The organism is Staphylococcus sp. HMSC062H10 (assembly GCF_001836945.1).
Taxonomy (GTDB): Bacteria; Bacillota; Bacilli; order Staphylococcales; family Staphylococcaceae; genus Staphylococcus; species Staphylococcus aureus.
Window position 1 is genome coordinate 102,189 of sequence record NZ_KV830952.1, and the last position, 21,425, is coordinate 123,613.

Genomic DNA, 21,425 nt, shown 5'->3' on the forward strand with positions numbered 1-21,425 from the left:
TACTAACACAAAGTCTCACTATTGAAAGTTGCAACAACAAGTTGTAAACTTCAATTGTTCAAATAAATAACACATATCATTGGAGGTGAATTGATATGCCAGATTCAATCACAATTATAGATGAAAACAAAGTGATTGATGTTGTATTAATTGCAGGTAGAATTTTACTTGAATCAGGTGCTGAAACATATCGAGTTGAAGATACAATGAACCGTATCGCACATAGTTATGGTCTTCATAATACATATAGTTTTGTCAGTTCAACTGCAATTATTTTTTCATTAAACGATCGAACAAGTACAAGATTAATTCGTGTACAAGAGCGTACAACAGATTTAGAGAAAATCGCTTTAACGAATAGTCTTTCACGTAAAATATCAAATAAAGAACTCACAATTGATGAAGCTAAATCTGAATTTATTCATTTACAGCATGCATCATTACAATATTCTTTTTTAACGAATTTCTTTGCCGCTGCCATTGCATGTGGCTTCTTCCTGTTCATGTTTGGTGGTGTCGCATCAGATTGTTGGATTGCAGTCATTGCTGGTGGATCCGCATTTTTAACATTCAGCTTTGTGCAACGCTATATACAAATTAAATTTTTCTCAGAGTTTGTTGCAGCCGCTGTGGTCATATCCATTGCAGCCACATTTACTAAATTAGGTATTGCAACCAATCAAGATATCATTACTATAGCCAGTGTCATGCCACTTGTCCCTGGTATATTAATTACCAATGCCATTCGAGATTTATTAGCGGGTGAATTACTTGCAGGTATGTCTCGTGGTGTTGAAGCTGCATTAACAGCATTCGCAATCGGTGCTGGTGTCGCAATCGTTTTATTAATCATTTAAGGAAGGACTGTTAAAGCATGCTATTTTATTTATTTCATTTTACAATCAGCTTTATATCAACAGTACTTTTCTCTATCATTTTCAATGCACCCAAACGTCTCTTAGTAGCATGTGGATTTGTAGGTGCCATTGCATGGACGATTTACCAATTAACGGTAGATTTAGAGTTTGGAAAAGTTGGCGCTTCATTTTTGGGAAGCTTAATTTTAGGCTTAATGAGTCATACTATGAGTCGCAGATATAAACGACCGGTAATTATATTCATAGTGCCAGGCATTATACCATTAGTACCTGGTGGTGCAGCTTATCAAGCGACTCGTTTTTTAGTATCGAATGATTATACAAGTGCTGTAAATACATTTTTAGAAGTTACACTGATTTCAGGTGCGATTGCTTTCGGTATATTAGTTTCTGAAATTCTATATTACCTGTACACACGTATCAAACAACTGTATGGTAAAATCAAAGGTAAGACATATAAAAAATCTTACAACATGAATAATAGAGTTTAAGGGGTCGAATATAATGAAGAACCAATTGATAGATAGATTAACAAGATATACGACAATTGATACGCAATCTGATCCAAAATCTACAACAACACCTTCAACTGAAAAGCAATGGGATTTGTTACATTTATTAGAAAAAGAATTACAACAATTAGGATTGCCAACTGATTTAGATGAAAATGGCTACTTATTTGCTACATTAGAAAGTAACATCGATGTCGACGTCCCAACTGTTGGTTTTTTGGCGCATGTTGATACATCACCTGATTTCAATGCTTCAAATGTTAAACCGCAAATTATTGAAAACTATGATGGTAAGCCATACAAACTAGGCAATACTAAACGTTTCTTAGATCCTAAAGTATTTCCAGAACTTAATAGTTTAGTTGGTCATACATTAATGGTAACTGATGGTACATCGTTACTAGGTGCAGACGATAAAGCGGGTATTGTGGAAATTATGGAAGCTATTTGTTATTTACAAGAACATCCAGAAATTAAACATGGTACCATTCGCATTGGATTTACACCAGACGAAGAAATCGGTCGTGGTCCACATAAATTTGATGTTGACCGCTTCAATGCCGATTTTGCTTATACTATGGATGGTAGTCAATATGGAGAATTACAATATGAAAGCTTTAACGCTGCTGAAGCGGTTATTACATGCCATGGTGTGAATGTTCATCCTGGTTCAGCTAAAAATGCAATGGTAAACGCAATACGTTTAGGTGAACAATTCGATAGTTTGCTACCTGATAGTGAAGTTCCGGAGCGCACAGAAGGATATGAAGGCTTTTATCACTTAATGAACTTTGAAGGAACTGTTGAAAAAGCAACTTTGCAATACATTATTCGTGATCATGATAAAAAACAATTCGAATTGCGTAAGAAACGTATTTTAGAAATACGTGACGATATCAATGCCCATTTTGAAAATTATCCAGTTAAAGTTGATATATCGGATCAATATTTCAATATGGCAGAAAAAATATTACCATTGCCTCATATTATTGATACACCTAAACGTGTCTTTGCTAAATTAGATATTCCAGCAAACACTGAACCTATTCGTGGTGGTACAGATGGTTCACAATTGTCATATATGGGGTTGCCAACTCCAAACATCTTTACAGGTTGCGGTAACTTCCACGGCCCATATGAATATGCATCCATTGATGTCATGGAAAAAGCAGTGCAAGTAATCATCGGAATTGTAGAAGATATCGCTGAAAATAACTAAAAACAAACGATTATATACTCGTTCAACTCAGGCTTAATTAATATAAAAAATCACGCTAATATTCAGTGCAATGATAGCGTGATTTTTTCATGTTATTTTATTTTAAGTATACTTTCGATCTTCTAATTTGTTTTTCTAACCATCATACATGTTCTTAAACATCATGACAGCATCACCAATTTAGTCCTTCTTTACTAAACCTCAACATTAAAATGTGTTTTCAACAGTTTTAAAGACTGAACAGTATAATGCCTAATTTGTAATCCCATTTTAAAGTCAGTATAACTTTCCGGCATATCGATAAAGGTATTAAACATTGCTGTAACCCCTTGTGATTCAAATAAATCAAACTTTTCAGCAGTTGCACAAATTGCAATGGCAACCTTTTGATGTTTATGACAAAGTTCTGCAATACGCAATGTTGTCGTTTCTAGCAACTGATCATTTTCATTTAATCCTTCTCCAAAAATAATTAAATCCGCTTGTTCAACTAAATTTTCTAAATGTGTTAGTTGGTCTACTAATGCATGACTGGTTAATATTTCAGCTTGATACAGTCCATTCAAGACTGCTGCAATTCCACCACCAGCACCACCACGTTCAACTGGACCAATTGCAATTTTCAATTCACTTTTAAATAACTCACTAAAATACCAAATTAAATTATCGATTTCTGCTGCTTGATTATGATTCAACTGATACGCATCATAAGTTTGCATGATTTCACTTTGCTTACCATATAATCGACTTGAAAAATCCGACATTACTTGAATTCTTGCTGTTTCCATTTTAGGGTGTAAGTTCGACATATCCATACGACGAATATATTTAATTACACCAGCACCTTGTCTCATATCTACGACACGCCCTTCGTCATCATAGAATTGAGCACCTAATGCTTGTAACATACCTGCACCAGCATCAAAACTATCAATCCCACCTAGTGAAATTACAACATGTTTTGCGTCGTTATCTAATGCATGTTTAATCATTTCTCCTAAACCATAACTTGTTCGTTCAACAATTGGTTTTTTACCTTTTAAAAATAAATTCCCCTCAATAACGGTCATCCCTGTATCAGTTTGTCCGTAAACACCTTCAACTTCATTCATATCTGCATCATGTACTGGTATACGGTACTTTTGCCCAGATTGCCATAAAAATACAGAATCTAATAATTCATGTCTTCCATTAAACAATGGTACTTGAACTACATCTGCAGTTTCAATTTGGCTTGCAACTGCCTCTTCAACATATCTATTAGCTTGATAACTCGAAATAATTCCATGAAACTCATCCATGGCTACTAATACTTTCATAACCTTGACCACCTTACTTTATTATTTGTTGTGATACGTTTTTTATTCATAAAAGATTAATCTTAAATTTCAGATTTTATCTCGTGATTATATGCGAACATTTAACATGACATGATTATTAATTATTCCAGTAAATAACAGTATACTTCTTCTGGTTTAGCATATATTTGCTATTAAACTAACTTACAAATCATGTTTAAATTTTCTTATTGGATTCGTCGTTTTCCAAAATATTTTCAATAAAAATACTCGAATACATTATACATATGTTTGTAAAAAAGTACTAACTTAACTGCTTCTAAAGGTTACATAAAATAAAAGGTCAGAACATCATTATAGCCAAACTACTCTGATTCACACGAATTTAAGTTGTGCTATTCACGTCTAGTAGTGTAAGGCAAAATGTTCCAACCCTATAGTTTCATTATTCTTCTGCTTGTGCTAATGACGACACATTAATATCACCGTGGTCTCGATTCCAAACCATTTCACCATTTACAAAATAAAATGCTTGAGGTGATTCATGTTTAACGTTCGTTTTTTTAGCAATATAATCTGACAAATCGCGTTCTTGTTGGACAATCAAATAATAACCGTCCATATCGCGTTCATATAAAAATTTATTAAATTGATCGTACGCATTTGCCGATATTGGACAAGTTTCACTATGTTTTAATACAAAAACATATTTATTTTCCTCAATAACCTGTTCAAATTGGTCAATTGAACTTAGCTTTATAGCCACTCTATTCACCTCTAAAAATATTTATCACATTTAAATAGCATCTGCGTGACATTTTTATACATATAGTTAATATCAATGTTTACCATTATACACATAGTAAGTTGACATGTTAACCATAAATTCAAAATTTTTAACTTTGAAAAATGATTATAGTTATTTTTCTTCTAATTTTTCAAGCTTTTTTTCAAAGGCTTTATCGCCGTGAGTTATATCTATACCCTTTTTCGGCAACTTATCTACATCGACTTTTGATAACTTCTCACTAACCTTTATTGTTTCAATACGTGTATTATAATAGTTCTGCAGACTGTAATACATTTCTATTGCGTTTTTCCTTGCATTATTAACATGCTTATCACTAATATTAGTTTGGTTAATATCGGTAATTTGTTTTTCAATCATTGGCATAATGTGATTTTTAATCGCGCCTTTTACTTCATTTTCTTTACTATCATCTAGGTTCTTCTTCGCAGTATCTCTTAACGTTTTATTATTATGTTCTAATTTTGTCGTAAGATTTGTTGCTTCACTTTTATTATCAGCTAATTTAATTTCTGATTCAACTTTGTATCTATTTTTTTCAAATTGTTTCGTATAATCTAAAATGTCTTCGTTATACTTGATAGATTGATTACATAAATCTATGAATTTTTTTAATTGATATATCGTATCCTTCTTCTCATTTGCAAGCGTCATATATTCTTTTTTTAATTTCTTAACTTTCATTGTATCATCAGGCAAATTTTTTGCTGACTTATAATATGCTTCAAATTTAGGTATGAGATGATTTTTAACATCTTCTTGTAATGCCTTAAATTCTTTACTATTTTTATCAGTTGTATCAGTTTTACTTAGATGATCAATTTCTTTCAAATGTATATTATCCATGACATGTTGTAATTCTTTTTGTTTTTGCTCAACATCTTTAAATTGCTTAGTAAATTGATGTTGTGCCTCTTTTTCTTTATTACCACAAGCACTTATTACTACAAATAAAATCGCTAAAACAGCGATAATAACAATTTTTTTCATGATTGCACTCCTTAACAGATTCATTATACAAAAACATGTTTATTATGAAAATGAATTATGTTATAGTATTCCAGACTTTATCGTGATTAAATTAATTTTCAATATCAAAGGAGTTTATCATGTATTCAAATGTTCAACCATTCATTAATAGTGATTTAACTAATTGTTTTCAATCACAATACACTGAAATTGAATCATTATTATTCAACCTCTTAGACAGCCCAGTAAAATATACAAAACATATTGGTGGTACGCATCATTTTAAATATTCAACAGAGCCAATTTTAGATATTTTAGTAGGTGTAGAAAATTTGCATGATATTACATCCTTAGATGAAAAACGCTTAAATTATGTAGGGTTTTATCGTTTGCATCATAAATATAATAAAAAGGTTATGATGGCGAAGTTTAACAATTTTCATGAACTAAAACAACAGGTGCGTCTACATATCATTCAAATGAATACCCAAACATTTGAATCTTATCTTGCACTTGATCGTCTCTTATCGACTAATGATGAGATCGCTTTACAATTCAATACTAAAAAGCATCAAATATTGCAACATAGCTTTACAATTAGACAATATGAGATGCAAAAGCAACAATACTTTGAAAAACTATGTAAAAAATACTTATAACGACAATAGTGCCGTATTTTACAATTATACTAATTCTAATACTTTCTTTTCAATTTTCGCAAATGAATTTTAAAATTGGTATAATACTATATGATATTAAAGACATGAGAAAGGATGTACTGAGAAGTGATAAATAAAGACATCTATCAAGCTTTACAACAACTTATCCCAAATGAAAAAATTAAAGTTGATGAACCTTTAAAACGATACACTTATACTAAGACAGGTGGTAATGCCGACTTTTATATTACCCCTACTAAAAATGAAGAAGTACAAGCAGTTGTTAAATATGCCTATCAAAATGAGATTCCTGTTACATATTTAGGCAATGGCTCAAATATTATTATCCGTGAAGGTGGTATTCGTGGCATTGTAATTAGTTTATTATCACTAGATCATATAGAAGTATCTGATGATGCAATTATAGCCGGTAGCGGCGCTGCAATTATTGATGTCTCACGTGTTGCTCGTGATTACGCACTTACTGGCCTTGAATTTGCATGTGGTATTCCAGGTTCAATTGGTGGTGCAGTGTATATGAATGCTGGCGCTTATGGTGGCGAAGTTAAAGATTGTATAGACTATGCGCTTTGCGTAAACGAACAAGGCTCGTTAATTAAACTTACAACAAAAGAATTAGAGTTAGATTATCGTAATAGCATTATTCAAAAAGAACACTTAGTTGTATTAGAAGCTGCATTTACTTTAGCTCCTGGTAAACTGACTGAAATACAAGCTAAAATGGATGATTTAACAGAACGTAGAGAATCTAAACAACCTTTAGAGTATCCTTCATGTGGTAGTGTATTCCAAAGACCGCCTGGTCATTTTGCAGGTAAATTGATACAAGATTCTAATTTACAAGGTCACCGTATTGGCGGCGTTGAAGTTTCAACTAAACACGCCGGTTTTATGGTAAATGTAGACAATGGAACTGCTACAGATTATGAAAACCTTATTCATTATGTACAAAAGACCGTCAAAGAAAAATTTGGCATTGAATTAAATCGTGAAGTTCGCATTATCGGTGAACATCCAAAGGAATCGTAAGTTAAGGAGCTTTGTCTATGCCTAAAGTTTATGGTTCATTAATCGATACTGAAACACGCTGTCGCCATTATTTTACCGAAGAAGATATTATTGCTATTAAATTTAAATGTTGTAATAAATACTATCCATGCTATAAGTGCCATAATGAGTTTGAAAAGCACGCCATTAAGCGTTGGTCTGAGCCTTCATTTAATGAAAAAGCAATCTTATGCGGTGTATGCAAACACGAATTAACAATCAATGAATATATGATGGTTGAGCGTTGTCCAAATTGCCAATCTAGGTTTAACAATCGCTGTAAGTATCACTATCATATTTATTTTGAAATTTAAACAACATAGCCAAAAAATTATAGGGAGTGGGATAGACATGATAAAGCACCACTTCTGTAGAATTTCTTTTTGATATTCTCTATGTTTGGGCTCCGTCAACTTGCATTGTCAGTAGAAATTGGAAATCAAATTTCTCTATGTTTGGATCCCACTGGTATTGAAATGAACTTGTTACAAGTACATGTTCATTCAACCAACGACAAACAACAGTACATTTTAGAGTCTAGGACATTGATTGACGTCCCAGATTTCCTTTTTTAAAGTAAAGAGGGGAACAATGATTAAGACCTTTAACCATTGTTCCCCTCTTTTAAAATTATTTTACAACTTTTTCAAGTTCATCAATTTGTTTAATTGTAGTTGTAGTTGATCCAGCTGCAAAGTACCATAATTTAGGATCTAAATTATAAACTTTGTCTTCTTTAATTGCTTTAACATTTTTTAATACAGGATTATTTAATGCTTGTTTCGCAGTTGATTTACCACTTACAGCCTGTCCTCTATCCATTGCTAAAATGACATCTGGATTTTCTTTATTAATGTATTCATTAGAGACATTTTGTCCGTGGTTACTGTTGCTTACTTTTTTATCAACCGCGTTGAAACCTAATGTATCGTAAACTAATCCACCGAAACGACCTTTAGGTCCATAAGTAGATAATTCACCTTCATTAACTAATAAATACATAACTGATTTGTTGAACTTCTTAGTTTTATCTTTCATTGAAGCAATTTTGTTATCTAAATCTTTATTTAATTCTTTAGCTTTATCTTCTTTATCGTAAATTTTACCGATATTTTCAGTGTTTTGTTTCATTGAACTAATTAAATTCTTTTCATCTGCACCAACGTAAACAATTTTTGCTTTTGGTGCAGCTTTTTTAAATTCATCTAAATTCTTTTGATTTGCTGTACGGCCAGAGATAAAGATTACTTCCGGTTTTGTTGCTGCAATTTTATCGAAATTAACTTCTTTCAAGTTACCAACATTTGTATACTTGTCATCTTTAAATGACTCTAAGAAATTCGGTAATGACTTGCCGCCTTCCCCTTTAGGTAATGCTTTTACTTTGTCTGATAAGCCCATTTCTTTCATTACATCTAATGCGCCATAGTCTAACACAACTGCGTTTTTAGGATTCTTTGGTACTTCAACCGTTTCTTTAACTTTTTTAGCATCACTACCATCTTTCTTCTCGCCACGCATTTTGTAGTTATTTTCAATTTTAACCGTTTCTTTTGAACCTTTAGTTTCTGATTTTGATTGTTCTTTCTCAGAATTGTTACCGCAAGCTGCTAATACAAACATTAATGCTACTACTAAATATAAGACAGTTTTCTTCATAATATAAACTTCTCCTCTTTTGGCTTAATCTGTGTGCTTGATGTGAAATACGAATAAATACTTGTTAACCCTTCTTTAATTGGCGCATCACCCCTTTAAAGTGTCTCCAAATTATCAATCCTTAAAATATAAACAAATTCTTTGATTTCTAATATGTTCAATTTGAATATCCATATCATATAAATCGCTTAGAACGTTGCTTTGAATGACATTATCTTTCAAATCTGATTTAACTAATCGACCGTTTTTCAAGGCAACAATTTGATCTGAATAGCATGATGCAAAATTAATATCATGTAACACGATCACAATCGCTTTATTCATTTTATGTGCCAACATCTGCAATGTTTGCATAATTTGAACAGCGTGCTTCATATCTAGATTATTTAACGGTTCATCTAAAAGAATATATTCAGTATCTTGTGCAATGGTCATCGCTATATAGGCACGTTGACGTTGTCCGCCAGACAATGATTTTATATTACGATGTCTAATATCTTGTAATTGCAACAAATCTAAAGCATCATTAACAATTTCATGGTCTTCTTTCGTTAAACGTCCTTTAGAATATGGAAATCGTCCGAAATTAACTAATTGTTCTACAGTAATATTCATTTCTGTATGGTTCGTTTGCTTTAAAATCGATATCTTTTTCGACAAATCATTGTTTTTATAATCAGACATAAGCTGTCCATCTATTTTTACTTCACCTTCATCAAATCGAATTAAGCGACATATCGCTGAAAGTAATGTACTTTTCCCTGCACCATTTGGTCCAATTAATGACGTCAATTTACCTTTTTCTATAACTATACTTATATCTTCTAATATGGTTTGATTATGTATAGTTTTAGTTAAATTTCCAACTTGAATCACTGCGCATTTCTCCTTTTAACTAATAGATAAATGAAGTAACTTCCACCTATCAAATCAATCAGTATGCTCATTTCTGTTGTAGCTTCAAACACATTTTCAACTACCCATTGTGCACTAAATAAACTAATCCAACTTAAACAAATCGTAGCAATCAAAATGTATTTATGCTCATAAGTCTTCATTAATTCATGTGCTAAGTTAACCGTTAATAACCCTAAAAATGTAATTGGTCCCACTAAAGTAGTTGAAATCGATACCAATATAGATACAATCACAAGCAAAAAGCGTGTTAATTGTTCATATGATATACCAAGATTAATTGCTTCAGCGCGTCCTAAAAGTAATACATCTAAATATGGTACTAAATAAATTGTAATGATTAATAAAGTAACTAATATAACAGCTGAAAAAGTAACTAAATTTGAATTAGAAGCATTAAAATTTGCAAACATACTACTTTGTATTGCTAAAAATGACTCTGGATCCATAATCAACTGGATAAATCCAGTGATACTTCTGAAAAATGTTCCTAAAAGGGCACCAATAAGTAAGATAAAGTAGATTGAAAACTGTCCAATTTTAAAAATCACTTGGAATAGTAATAATGCGAATAATACCATCGTTACAAGTGTTAGTATGAAATTTAAATATACATTTGTAACCCAAACTGACTGTATACCAAATAAGAAGACTGGTATTACTTTGATAAATAAATAAACTGCATCTAAGCCCATTATTGATGGCGTTAACAATCTATTATTTGTAATTGATTGGAAAATAACAACGGATGTTGCAATTGCAGCACCTACTAAAATAATTAATATGAACTTTCTTAAACGACTTGAAAATTGATATTCAAATATTTCAAAATCAATACCTACAAATAAGTACAGCATACTAATTAATAACGTTACTGCAATTAAAAGCATTATTTTTTTATTATTGTTGCGCATAATTTTTCCTACCTTTCATTAGTAAGATAAGGAAAATGATTGTTCCAAACACACCAATCGTTAAGCCAATGTTTATTTCATAAGGATAAACGATGACTCTACCTACAATATCTGAAAACAGTACAAATATTGCACCTAACATCATTGTATGAGGAATTGCATTTTTCAAATGATCGCCTCTATAAATCGAAATAATATTTGGAATAACTAAACCTAAGAATGGTAAAGTTCCAACTGTCACGACGACTAATGCCGTAATTGTGGCAGTAATAAATAGAGCAACATTTATTAATTTTTCATAACTCAAACCTAAATTATTGGTAAAGTCTTTACCCATTCCTACAATTGTGAAATGATTCGCAAAAAGATATGTCAATGCTAAAAGAGGAATACTTAAATATAAAATTTCATAACGTCCACTTGTGATAATGGCAAAGTTCCCGTTAAGCCAGTTACCAATGCTTTGTACGGCGTTCGTACGTAATGAAATAAACGTTGTAAAACTAGCGACAATGCCACCCATCATAATCCCTAATAGTGGTACAAAGATGACATCTTTCACTTTGATAAAATCAATAATTTTAACAAATAAAAATGTTCCGCTGATGCTGCAAATAACAGCAAATACTAGTTTTAATAAAATATGACCAGTTGGAAAGAATAATAAGGCAATTAAGATACCTAATTTTGCCCACTCCATCGTCCCAGCTGTAGTTGGACTAACAAACTTATTTTGCATCATTTGTTGCATGATTAGGCCAGCTAAAGCTAATGAACTTCCAGCAATTAAAATACTCATTGTTCTTGGTATTCGACTTGAGAACAATATATTTTGCTGTGAGTCTGATAAATGAAAGATATCTTTAATAGACAGTTCACTGACACCTATAAACAACGAAATGATTGTTAGCAATATAAGTAATATAAGCAAAATTTTTCCCTTTAATAAATACTTCATTACAAAATTTTCTCCCTTTAATTTAATGATAATTATTATCATTGATAACATTTCTCATTAATGGTATCGTTTTTTGTCACTCATTTCAATAGCCTTTCAAATAATTTATTGTCAATTTTATTGATATTTGCAATTAAAATAGAAATCATTTTTTGTAAATGTGTAATATAGAAGTATATGGTAAAATAGCACACCCTTTTGTAATGCTATATCTTGTATACTTTCTAGCTTCATCGGCATTATTAAATGCAATTTTTACTTTTTCAAAATGTGCATACGATTTTAAGTATAGAAAAAAGACCTCCAACATGTAGGAAACAAGACGAAACGAATCGCTATTTCCCTTCACATGTGAAGGTCTTTTAATTTAATTGTTATTTGTTGTCAAATACAAAGTCATCATCTTGTAATGCTTCTACGTTTAATGCTAATACATAACCATCACCTTTTACAGAGAAGAAGTCATGGTTTTTAGTTGTTGTATCTAAGGCATTCTCAATGATTGGGTTAAATTCACGTTCCTCAAAATAAGGTTCAAAGCCTAAGTTTGAAAGTGCTTTATTTCCATTATATTTAACATAGTTTAACACATCTTCAGTGATTCCAAGATCATCGTATAACATTTTTGTATATGACTCTTCATTTAAATACAAGTCATTTAGCAATTTATACATTTCTTGGTCTGCTTTTTGCTTCTCACTTTCAGAAAGTTCATTTCGTAAATGCTGTGCATCTAAACCGGTAAATACACCATGAATAGATTCATCTAAAAGAATTTTACGAATGATTTCACCTGATGTCGTCATTTTTCCTTGACCAGCTAGATATAGTGGATAATAGAAACCTGAGAAGAATAAGAATGTTTCTAAAAATACACTCGTAACTCTGGCCATATATTGGTCATAAATTGATGCTTCTTTCCCCCAGAGTTTGTGGTAATTAGCAACAATTTTATCTGATTTATATTTTAAATGTGGTTCTTCTAAAACCCATACATCTAATAAATAGTTTGTTTCACTAGATGGTAATAGCGTTGTGAAAATATGCGAATAACTTTTCGCATGTATTTGCTCCATCATCGCCATAAATGAATAAACTGCTTTTTTTCTTAAGTCAGTCGTATGTAGCATAACTAAAGGCATACCATCGTCTGCTTGATGTGTATCTAAGCCTGTTAAACCAGCTAATGCTTTTTTAAATGTGTCTTGTTCAGCTTCAGATAAAGTCTTCCAACTTGCAATGTCTTTTGATACTTTAAATTCTGTTTCAACCCACATTTGAGATATATTTTGTCTCCAAAACATATTCGTCATATCTTCTTGTGTGTTCCAATTAACAGCTATCATGAATATAATTTCCTCCTGTAATGTTACTCAATAATTGACAAATACAGACATAGCAGTCTAATCATCTGCTATTTCAGACCAGATGATTAGCTGTTTGTCATTTTCAACATTTAATTGTTAGATAGAACAACTTGTACATTCTTCTACACTTAATAATTTATTTCTAGTATAGTAAAGTGATTTTAATCCTTTATAGTGCGCATATACATATAATCTTGCTAACTCACGTGTAGAAATTTCAGAATTAACATAAAGTATCGTTGAGATACCTTGGTCAATATGCGTTTGAATTGTCGCTATTAAATCGATTAATTTCATCTGATCAGTATTGAATGCTGATTTGTAGTACCACATTGTTTGTGGTGATAAGAATGGCATAGGGTAAAATGTTTCCGCATTACCATAAGTACGACGTTCAATTTGATCAACGATTGGCATTACAGAACTTGTAGCATTTTGAACATAAGAAATACTTTGTGTTGGAGCAATAGCTAATCTATATGCATGATATAAACCATATTGTTCAACATCTTGTTGTAGTTTCTTCCAATCCTCAGAAGTAGGAATAGCCATACCATCGAATAATTCACGAACTTTTTCGAATTGAGGTTCAAATTCTTGAGTTGTATAGAACTCGAAATATTTGCCATTAGCATAATCAGATTTTTCAAAGTCTTGATATTTGATACCACGTTCTTTAGCGATTTCCATTGAACGCTCGATTGAGTAGAAATTCATCATCATAAAGAAGATATTTGCAAAATCTTTTGCTTCTTCTGACTCATAACCAATTTTATTTTTAGCTAAGTAACCATGTAAATTCATCACACCAAGACCAACTGAATGTAATTCACTGTTAGCTTTTCTAACACCTGGTGCATTTTGAATATTTGCTACATCACTTACAACAGTTAATGCGTCCATACCAGAGTGAACTGAATCTCTAAATTTTCCGCTTTCCATTACATTAACAATGTTTAATGAACCTAAGTTACAAGAAATATCACGTTTAATTTCGTCTTCAATACCATAGTCGTTAATAATTGAAGTTTCTTGTAATTGGAAAATTTCAGTACATAAGTTACTCATTTTAATTTGTCCAATATTTGAATTCGGATGCACTCTGTTAGCATTATCTTTAAACATTAAATATGGATAACCTGATTGTAATTGTGTTTGCGCAATTAAATTCAACATTTCACGCGCATTCTTTTTCTTTTTCTCAACATTTGGGTTTGCAACCATGTCATCATAATATTTTTCTAAATCGATATCGTCTAATGTCACACCATATTCTTCTTTAACTGTATGAGGTGCAAACATATAAAAGTCCTTACCTTCTTTAGCTAAATCGAAGAATTTAGATGGAACAATTAAACCAGTTGATATTGTAGATAAACGTAAATCTTCATCCGCATTTACTTTTTTAGTATCTAAAAATTCTTCTACATCATAATGGAAGATATTTAAGTACACTGCACCAGCACCAGGGCGTTGACCAAGTTGATCTGCATAGCTAAAGCCACCTTCAAGTGACTTAGCAATAGGTAAAACGCCTTTCGCTACGCCTTTAATTCCTTTAATTGCTTCACCACGTGCACGCAATTTAGATAAGTTAATTGCAACGCCGCCTCCAATTTTACTTAATTGTTTTGCAGTTGAATCAATAAAGTTAATTGAATTTAAGCTGTCATCCACTTCTAATAAGAAACATGACACTAGCTCACCACGACGCGCACGGCCTGCGTTTAAAAATGTTGGTGTCGCTGGTTGATATCTTTGTTCAACCATAGCAGAAATAAATTGTTTAGCTTGTGCTTTATTACCATTTGCTAGGTATAAAGCAACAATGGCAACGTGTTGATTATAGTCTTCTAAGTATTGACTTTTATCATTTGTTTTCAAAGCGTAATCTTTGAAAAATTTACTAGCTGACATATAACTTGCAAAATTAAACGGAATTGATTTTGCATAATCAGTGATTTCAATTAGATCCGCTTCACTATAAATATCAAACACATTGAAATAAAAATCGTTGTCTACTAAGTAACGTAAACGCTCGATTTCAGTGTCGAAGAAGATTGTTTTGTCTTTTACTTCTTCTAAATAAGCTACTAAAGCTTCTTGGTCTTTTTCTAAACTAAAGAATCCATCTTCTCTTCGTTTAGTGACCTCATTATTTAATTCAATATGATTGTACTTTTTCTCTTCCATGGTTTTCATTAAAATTACCCACCTTGTTCTTAAATTCAATAACGTCTTTGTTTTTTCCATGTAACTCAAACTTCATTAATAAAGGGACATTATACTCTTCTGATATCGTGCGACCCGCTTTTGCGAAATTTAGTCCCCAATTTCGATTACCGCTAGCTGCCACACCTCTGATGTATTGATGATTAACTTCTAAAAAAGATTGAACGGGTTCTGGTACTTCTCCAAATCCAATAGTGCCAGTAACGATAATAAACGGTTCATGAACTGGTTCCATACAATTTTCTGCTGTAATCTCAAGCGTATTTTCAAGTTCTGTTCTCTTAATGAAACGACGGACATTTCCAGTAAATGAAAAATATATTATTTTCATTGGATCACCTTCTTTCTTCAACCCTTTTAAATTAAGTAGTCATTACAATTAAAAAATGCTTTAACAACGTCGCTACTATGGTTATCTCAGCATTGTATTAACTATAATGAAGCTACTTATTTTCTCAAATGTAAACCAATTGCATAGATTTATATTTGAGAAAATAGTAGCTTATATGGGTTGAATGTATAAAAATCACTATATGTAGTGTTTAGATCATTAGATACCTTCCATTTGCTCAGTACATTTTCTAAAAAATATGACTATTCATTGATAATAACTATTAAATTTCTGTGTTAAATTACTTTTAAATGTAATTTCTTCATAAATAAAGCATTTGCATACAAAACACAAGATATTGTGTCTTTTTCGTTTAACCAACACTATATTATGTGTTTCATTATACATAAGACACACTATGATTTAAAGTGTCATTTTCTAATCGAATGTTCGTAAAACGTTCCAACTAGGCACCAATACTTAATTAGAAAAACTTGAACAAATTAAAAAAATTTTTTCAGTAGATATCACTTGATTTTTTAAAATCTGTGTCAATCTCAATTGTATCAACAGAAATCAAGAAAAAGCTTATTAGCTTGATACTGAATTGATATTTGTTTTAAGTAATAACACAAACATTCATAAAAGTGTAATGCCCTATTATTCCGACAAATAAACACAGAACGTTTGTTCGGTACAGTCTATTATAGTCTTTTTATAGTAAATTTCAACTATTTATGCACAACATGTTGTTTTATGCTAATATAAATACGTTAATTTTATATAAAAGAGGCGATAAAATTGAATCCTAAAGTAAAAGGTATCATTGCCATTTTAATTTCGGCTATTGGTTTCAGTTTTATGTCAGTGTTTTTCAGACTTGCAGGTGACCTTCCTGTTTTTCAAAAATCATTAGCACGAAACTTAGTAGCAATGTTTATTCCATTATTTTTTATATATAAATACCATCAGCCAATGTTTGGCAGACTTTCAAGTCAACCCTTATTAATAACAAGATCAACACTTGGACTTATCGGTGTATTGTTAAATATTTATGCCATTGATCATATGGTACTTAGTGATGCCGATTCATTAATGAAACTCAATCCTTTCTGGACGATTTTATTAAGCATTGTTTTCTTACATGAAAAAGTAAGGAAGTATCAAATAACAGCAATGATAATTGCTATTTTAGGTATGCTTTTAATAGTGAAACCTGAATTTTCATCATCTATGATTCCATCATTAGCTGGCTTATTCTCAGGTATTTTTGCAGCATCAGCATATACATGTGTTCGAGCACTTAGTACAAGAGAAGCACCATATACTATAGTATTTTACTTCTCCTTATTTTCTGTCATCGTTTTAATACCTTTCACTGCATATACTTATGAACCAATGAGTCAGATGCAAATACTTTATCTATTAGGGGCTGGCTTAGCTGCCGCTGTGGGTCAAATTGGTGTTACATTAGCATATAGTTTTGCAGCAGCAAAAGATATTTCTATTTTCACGTATGCATCTATAATTTTCACAGCAATACTTGGATTTATTCTATTCGGAGAATCTCCAGATTTCTATGCAACATTAGGTTACGTCGTTATTATCGGTGCAAGTTATTACATGTTTGAAAAAGCACGCCGAGACGCCAAAATAATAAAAAAATAAATTTAAAGGAGCGCTTTATATGGCACATGGCCGTCAACAAGATGAATTACAAGATATAACTTTATTAGGAAATCAAGACAATACTTACAATTTTGACTATCGTCCTGATGTATTAGAATCGTTTGATAATAAACATCAAGGTCGTGACTATTTCGTAAAATTCAACTGTCCAGAATTCACATCATTATGTCCGATTACTGGGCAACCAGATTTTGCAACTATCTATATTTCATATATTCCAAATGTTAAAATGGTCGAATCAAAATCTTTGAAATTATACTTGTTTAGTTTCAGAAATCACGGTGATTTCCACGAAGATTGTATGAATATCATTATGAATGACTTGATAGAGCTTATGGACCCACATTATATTGAAGTTTGGGGCAAGTTCACACCACGTGGTGGAATTTCTATTGATCCTTATACAAACTATGGACGTCCAAATTCTAAATATGAAAAAATGGCTGAGCATCGTTTAATGAATCATGATTTATATCCCGAAAAAATAGATAACCGTTAAATGTATCATTCAATAAACACACCAATAAGTAGGTTTTCCTACATTATCGGTGTGTTTTTCATTTAGCATACATAATAGGTTACATTAAAATAACATTTTACCCCAAAGTACACCAAAAGAATATTAGTACACGAAATAAACAACATTTTTATAGAAATCTATTGCACTTTAACGTCAATAAGTATATTTTTATATTATCTCTAATTAATTGTGCGCACTTAATAACAGAATATTCTCAATATTTCTATTTTTTTTGTGATTTAATGAGGTATTTAGTTGATAAGGCACAATCAAATTTAATTAAACTATTGTATTAGGGGAAGAAAGGATGGGATGTATATATGACACAACAAAACTCCCATGGAAATCAAATTCAAGACATACCTCAAACAGGATTTTTCGGGCATCCTAGAGGACTAGGCGTACTATTTTTTGTAGAGTTCTGGGAAAGGTTTAGTTATTATGGCATGCGTGCCCTACTCATTTTCTACATGTACTTCGCCGTAACAGATAATGGCCTTGGAATTGATAAAACAACAGCTATGTCAATCATGTCAGTTTACGGTTCATTAATCTATATGACATCAATACCAGGTGGATGGATTGCTGACAGAATTACAGGCACTAGAGGCGCTACTTTACTAGGTGCAGTCTTTATTATTATCGGACATATTTGTTTAAGCTTACCGTTTGCGTTAATCGGCTTATTCACATCAATGTTCTTCATTATTATTGGTTCAGGTTTAATGAAGCCAAATATTTCAAATATTGTTGGCCGCTTATATCCTGAAAATGATAGACGTATGGATGCAGGTTTTGTTATTTTCTATATGTCAGTTAATATGGGTGCATTATTATCACCTATTATTTTGCAACACTTTGTTAATGTTAAAAACTTCCATGGCGGATTCTTAATTGCAGCTGTTGGTATGGCGCTAGGTTTAGTTTGGTATGTACTTTTCAATCGTAAAAACTTAGGTAGTGTGGGTATGAAACCTACTAATCCATTGACTCCAGCAGAAAAGAAAAAATATGGTCTTATCATCGGAAGTGTTGTGTTAGCAATTGTATTAATTATTGTAATTGGTGCATTAACTAACTCATTATCATTTAACTTAGTTAGTAATACTGTTTTAGTATTAGGTATTGCATTACCAATCATTTACTTCACTTTAATTATTAGAAGTAAAGATGTCACTGATACTGAACGTTCTCGTGTTAAAGCATTTATTCCATTATTCATTCTTGGAATGGTGTTCTGGGCTATTCAAGAACAAGGTTCTAATGTATTAAACATTTATGGTATTGAACATTCAGATATGAAATTAAACTTATTTGGTTGGAAAACAAACTTTGGTGAAGCGATTTTCCAATCAATTAACCCATTATTTATTTTATTATTAGCACCAATTATTTCACTTTTATGGCAAAAGCTTGGAACTAAACAACCTAGTCTGCCAGTAAAATTTGCAATTGGTACGTTCTTAGCAGGTGCGTCATACATACTAATTGGTATTGTAGGTTATGCATCAGGTACATCAAACTTCTCAGTTAACTGGGTTATTTTATCGTACATTATTTGTGTTATCGGTGAGCTTTGCTTATCACCAACAGGTAATAGTGCTGCTGTTAAGTTAGCACCTAAAGCATTCAATGCTCAAATGATGAGTATTTGGTATTTAACTAACGCATCTGCACAAGCAATCAATGGTACTTTAGTTAAGTTAATAGAACCACTAGGTCAAACAAATTACTTTATTTTCCTAGGTGTTGTTGCAATTATTGTTACAACAATTGTATTAGCATTCTCACCTTTAATCATCAAAGCGATGAAAGGTATACGTTAATATTGTTGGCCTAATTCAAAAAACAGTAAGTCATTTAAATGGCTTACTGTTTTTTTATAGGTTTCTATTAATTAAATTCAAGATATCAATATAAATAAAAACTTAATATGCTCGTTATAGACAACTATAACTATATTTTCTCGCCCCACTCTATAGACATCAATGTCAGTTATTATCATTTTCTCTATTTAAAAACATATTTTTGGTATTAACAATTAAAAGTGGGTATATATATTTAATGAACCAATTTTTAGAAAGTAGGCTAAGCTATGGAAAATAAATATACACATGGTGTCCTCTTTTACCATGAACACAGTGGATTAAAAAATATTAATCAAGGTATTGGGGAAGTTACAACAGCATTAAGTTCAATTTGTAAGCATCTTTCTATTCAATTGAGTGAAAACGAAGGTGACATTATTAAATATTGCCAAGAAATCAAAACTAAAAACTATGCAAAAGATGTAGATATATTATTTATTCTTGGCGGTGATGGCACGGTTAACGAACTTATAAATGGTGTTATGACACATGACCTTCAACTCCCTATTGGAATTTTACCAGGCGGTACTTTTAATGATTTTACAAAAACGCTAAATATAGCACCTAATCATAAACAAGCTAGTGAACAAATGATTTCTGCACAAGTTGGTACATACGATGTAATTAAAATAAATAATCAATATGCACTCAACTTTGTTGGCTTAGGTCTAATTGTTCAAAACGCTGAAAACGTACAAGATGGTTCAAAAGATATATTTGGTAAATTGAGTTATATTGGATCAACTGTCAAAACACTGCTAAATCCAACACAATTTAATTATCAATTAACAATTGATGATAAGACATATTCTGGCGAAACGACCATGATACTATCAGCAAATGGTCCATTCATTGGTGGTAGTCGTATACCATTGACTGATTTGTCTCCTCAAGATGGTGAACTGAACACTTTCATTTTTAATGAACAAAGTTTCAGTATTTTAAATGATATTTTTAAAAAGCGTGATAGCATGAATTGGAATGAAATTACTCAAGGTATTGAGCATATACCTGGTAAAAAGATTTCACTTACAACAGATCCAGCAATGAAAGTTGATATTGATGGCGAAATTTCATTAGAAACACCTATTGATATTGAGGTTATACCAAATGCCATTCAGTTACTTACTGTCAATGATTTGTAAGCATCCGGAATGATCTTAATGGGATATTATATTAGGTTTAAAGTGTAATCATAAGATTCAACTTACATTATATTCGCTGTTATTAGCTTTAAGCTATTACCTTTTTTCAAAAACAGAGATATAACTTTGGCGCATGCCACTAAAATGATTGATGTTGTAATTTAAATCATAGTGGTTTATGCGCCTTTTTCAAATTCTATAAAAAATCGGATGACATGTAATCTGACATAGATTAACACATTCATCCGATTTATAATAATGAGATAGACTTACATTTATTGAGAGCGGGACGGAAATGATAAAGAACGACTAATGATTTATGTAGCGATTCTTTATCATTAGTCACAGCTAATGTGTACTTAAAAATAGGATTCAGGCTGGAACATAAATCAATGTTCTATGCTCTACGAAGTTAT

22 protein-coding genes are annotated in these 21,425 nt (G+C 31.5%); 11 read left to right on the plus strand and 11 right to left on the minus strand.

The features are described 5' to 3' along the window. Positions 1–95 precede the first annotated feature (95 nt). Genes HMPREF2658_RS01180 through pepT form a run of 3 tightly spaced genes read left to right on the plus strand, consistent with a single transcriptional unit; the run spans position 96 to position 2,609 of the window. Positions 96–857, plus strand: coding sequence for a threonine/serine exporter family protein (locus HMPREF2658_RS01180; protein ID WP_001113406.1), 762 nt, complete (start codon positions 96–98; stop codon positions 855–857). Between the two features lie 17 nt (positions 858–874). Continuing rightward, positions 875–1,369 (plus strand): threonine/serine exporter family protein, encoded by a 495-nt coding sequence (locus HMPREF2658_RS01185; protein WP_000899890.1) that lies wholly within the window; start codon positions 875–877, stop codon positions 1,367–1,369. 13 nt (positions 1,370–1,382) lie between these two features. Next, positions 1,383–2,609 (plus strand): peptidase T, encoded by a 1,227-nt coding sequence (pepT, locus tag HMPREF2658_RS01190; protein ID WP_054194599.1) that lies wholly within the window; start codon positions 1,383–1,385, stop codon positions 2,607–2,609. A 194-nt stretch (positions 2,610–2,803) separates the two neighbouring features. On the opposite strand, the gene HMPREF2658_RS01195 is transcribed toward pepT, so the two are convergent. The 3 genes from HMPREF2658_RS01195 to HMPREF2658_RS01205 all read right to left on the minus strand — a co-directional run bounded on the left by HMPREF2658_RS01195 (position 2,804) and on the right by HMPREF2658_RS01205 (position 5,705). Continuing rightward, entirely contained in the window at positions 2,804–3,928 is a 1,125-nt protein-coding gene (locus HMPREF2658_RS01195; RefSeq protein ID WP_000866746.1) for a glycerate kinase, read from the minus strand. A 424-nt stretch (positions 3,929–4,352) separates the two neighbouring features. Beyond that, entirely contained in the window at positions 4,353–4,673 is a 321-nt protein-coding gene (gene ytxJ, locus HMPREF2658_RS01200; protein ID WP_000985617.1) for a bacillithiol system redox-active protein YtxJ, read from the minus strand. Positions 4,674–4,826: 153 nt separating this feature from the next. Next, complete coding sequence (locus tag HMPREF2658_RS01205) at positions 4,827–5,705, minus strand: EMYY motif lipoprotein (protein WP_000724892.1); 879 nt, start codon at positions 5,703–5,705, stop codon at positions 4,827–4,829. 119 nt (positions 5,706–5,824) lie between these two features. On the opposite strand from HMPREF2658_RS01205, the gene HMPREF2658_RS01210 reads away from it, so the two are divergent. The 3 genes from HMPREF2658_RS01210 to HMPREF2658_RS01220 all read left to right on the plus strand — a co-directional run bounded on the left by HMPREF2658_RS01210 (position 5,825) and on the right by HMPREF2658_RS01220 (position 7,725). After that, positions 5,825–6,343, plus strand: coding sequence for a GrpB family protein (locus HMPREF2658_RS01210; RefSeq protein WP_000287198.1), 519 nt, complete (start codon positions 5,825–5,827; stop codon positions 6,341–6,343). 126 nt (positions 6,344–6,469) lie between these two features. After that, positions 6,470–7,393, plus strand: coding sequence for a UDP-N-acetylmuramate dehydrogenase (murB, locus tag HMPREF2658_RS01215; RefSeq protein WP_000608439.1), 924 nt, complete (start codon positions 6,470–6,472; stop codon positions 7,391–7,393). A gap of 17 nt (positions 7,394–7,410) precedes the next feature. Then, positions 7,411–7,725 carry a CHY zinc finger protein gene (locus tag HMPREF2658_RS01220; protein WP_001127269.1) on the plus strand — a complete coding sequence of 105 codons (315 nt, stop codon included), beginning with the start codon at positions 7,411–7,413 and terminating at the stop codon, positions 7,723–7,725. Between the two features lie 316 nt (positions 7,726–8,041). Here the strand turns inward: HMPREF2658_RS01220 and HMPREF2658_RS01225 are convergent, their stop codons facing one another. The 7 genes from HMPREF2658_RS01225 to nrdI form a co-directional block, all read right to left on the minus strand. Beyond that, positions 8,042–9,070, minus strand: a complete 1,029-nt coding sequence (locus HMPREF2658_RS01225; RefSeq protein WP_000754454.1) for a ferrated catecholamine ABC transporter substrate-binding lipoprotein SstD — start codon at positions 9,068–9,070, stop codon at positions 8,042–8,044. A 114-nt stretch (positions 9,071–9,184) separates the two neighbouring features. Then, a complete protein-coding gene (locus HMPREF2658_RS01230) occupies positions 9,185–9,946 on the minus strand; it encodes an iron ABC transporter ATP-binding protein (RefSeq protein ID WP_000616861.1) in 762 nt (253 codons plus the stop codon). Then, positions 9,943–10,899 (minus strand): iron chelate uptake ABC transporter family permease subunit, encoded by a 957-nt coding sequence (locus HMPREF2658_RS01235; RefSeq protein ID WP_054194600.1) that lies wholly within the window; start codon positions 10,897–10,899, stop codon positions 9,943–9,945. The genes HMPREF2658_RS01230 and HMPREF2658_RS01235 overlap by 4 nt, the downstream gene beginning before the upstream one ends. Beyond that, on the minus strand, positions 10,886–11,857 hold the full coding sequence (locus tag HMPREF2658_RS01240) for an ABC transporter permease (RefSeq protein ID WP_070854178.1): 972 nt from the start codon (positions 11,855–11,857) through the stop codon (positions 10,886–10,888). The genes HMPREF2658_RS01235 and HMPREF2658_RS01240 overlap by 14 nt, the downstream gene beginning before the upstream one ends. 374 nt (positions 11,858–12,231) lie before the next feature. After that, positions 12,232–13,203 carry a class 1b ribonucleoside-diphosphate reductase subunit beta gene (gene nrdF / locus HMPREF2658_RS01250; protein WP_000562500.1) on the minus strand — a complete coding sequence of 324 codons (972 nt, stop codon included), beginning with the start codon at positions 13,201–13,203 and terminating at the stop codon, positions 12,232–12,234. Between the two features lie 117 nt (positions 13,204–13,320). After that, complete coding sequence (nrdE, locus tag HMPREF2658_RS01255; RefSeq protein WP_000855505.1) at positions 13,321–15,426, minus strand: class 1b ribonucleoside-diphosphate reductase subunit alpha; 2,106 nt, start codon at positions 15,424–15,426, stop codon at positions 13,321–13,323. Further along, positions 15,389–15,787: a class Ib ribonucleoside-diphosphate reductase assembly flavoprotein NrdI gene (gene nrdI / locus HMPREF2658_RS01260; RefSeq protein WP_000692521.1), complete on the minus strand. Its 399-nt coding sequence runs from the start codon at positions 15,785–15,787 to the stop codon at positions 15,389–15,391. Before nrdI ends, nrdE begins: the two co-directional genes overlap by 38 nt. Before the next feature lie 801 nt (positions 15,788–16,588). Here nrdI and HMPREF2658_RS01265 point away from each other — a divergent pair. The 4 genes from HMPREF2658_RS01265 to HMPREF2658_RS01275 all read left to right on the plus strand — a co-directional run bounded on the left by HMPREF2658_RS01265 (position 16,589) and on the right by HMPREF2658_RS01275 (position 19,822). Beyond that, the gene (locus HMPREF2658_RS01265; RefSeq protein ID WP_001068497.1) at positions 16,589–17,455 is read left to right on the plus strand and encodes a DMT family transporter; all 867 of its coding nucleotides are present in this window, start codon (positions 16,589–16,591) and stop codon (positions 17,453–17,455) included. A gap of 19 nt (positions 17,456–17,474) precedes the next feature. Continuing rightward, positions 17,475–17,975 carry a preQ(1) synthase gene (gene queF, locus HMPREF2658_RS01270; RefSeq protein WP_000930014.1) on the plus strand — a complete coding sequence of 167 codons (501 nt, stop codon included), beginning with the start codon at positions 17,475–17,477 and terminating at the stop codon, positions 17,973–17,975. A 71-nt stretch (positions 17,976–18,046) separates the two neighbouring features. After that, the gene (locus tag HMPREF2658_RS14805; protein ID WP_078152941.1) at positions 18,047–18,292 is read left to right on the plus strand and encodes a hypothetical protein; all 246 of its coding nucleotides are present in this window, start codon (positions 18,047–18,049) and stop codon (positions 18,290–18,292) included. A gap of 24 nt (positions 18,293–18,316) precedes the next feature. Beyond that, on the plus strand, positions 18,317–19,822 hold the full coding sequence (locus HMPREF2658_RS01275) for a peptide MFS transporter (protein WP_000193753.1): 1,506 nt from the start codon (positions 18,317–18,319) through the stop codon (positions 19,820–19,822). 77 nt (positions 19,823–19,899) lie between these two features. Here HMPREF2658_RS01275 and HMPREF2658_RS01280 read toward each other — a convergent pair whose 3' ends face one another. Continuing rightward, entirely contained in the window at positions 19,900–20,001 is a 102-nt protein-coding gene (locus HMPREF2658_RS01280; protein WP_031785486.1) for a hypothetical protein, read from the minus strand. A gap of 90 nt (positions 20,002–20,091) precedes the next feature. Between HMPREF2658_RS01280 and HMPREF2658_RS01285 the strand changes: the two genes are divergently transcribed. After that, positions 20,092–21,009, plus strand: a complete 918-nt coding sequence (locus HMPREF2658_RS01285) for a diacylglycerol/lipid kinase family protein (protein WP_000429016.1) — start codon at positions 20,092–20,094, stop codon at positions 21,007–21,009. The last annotated feature ends 416 nt before the right edge of the window (positions 21,010–21,425 follow it).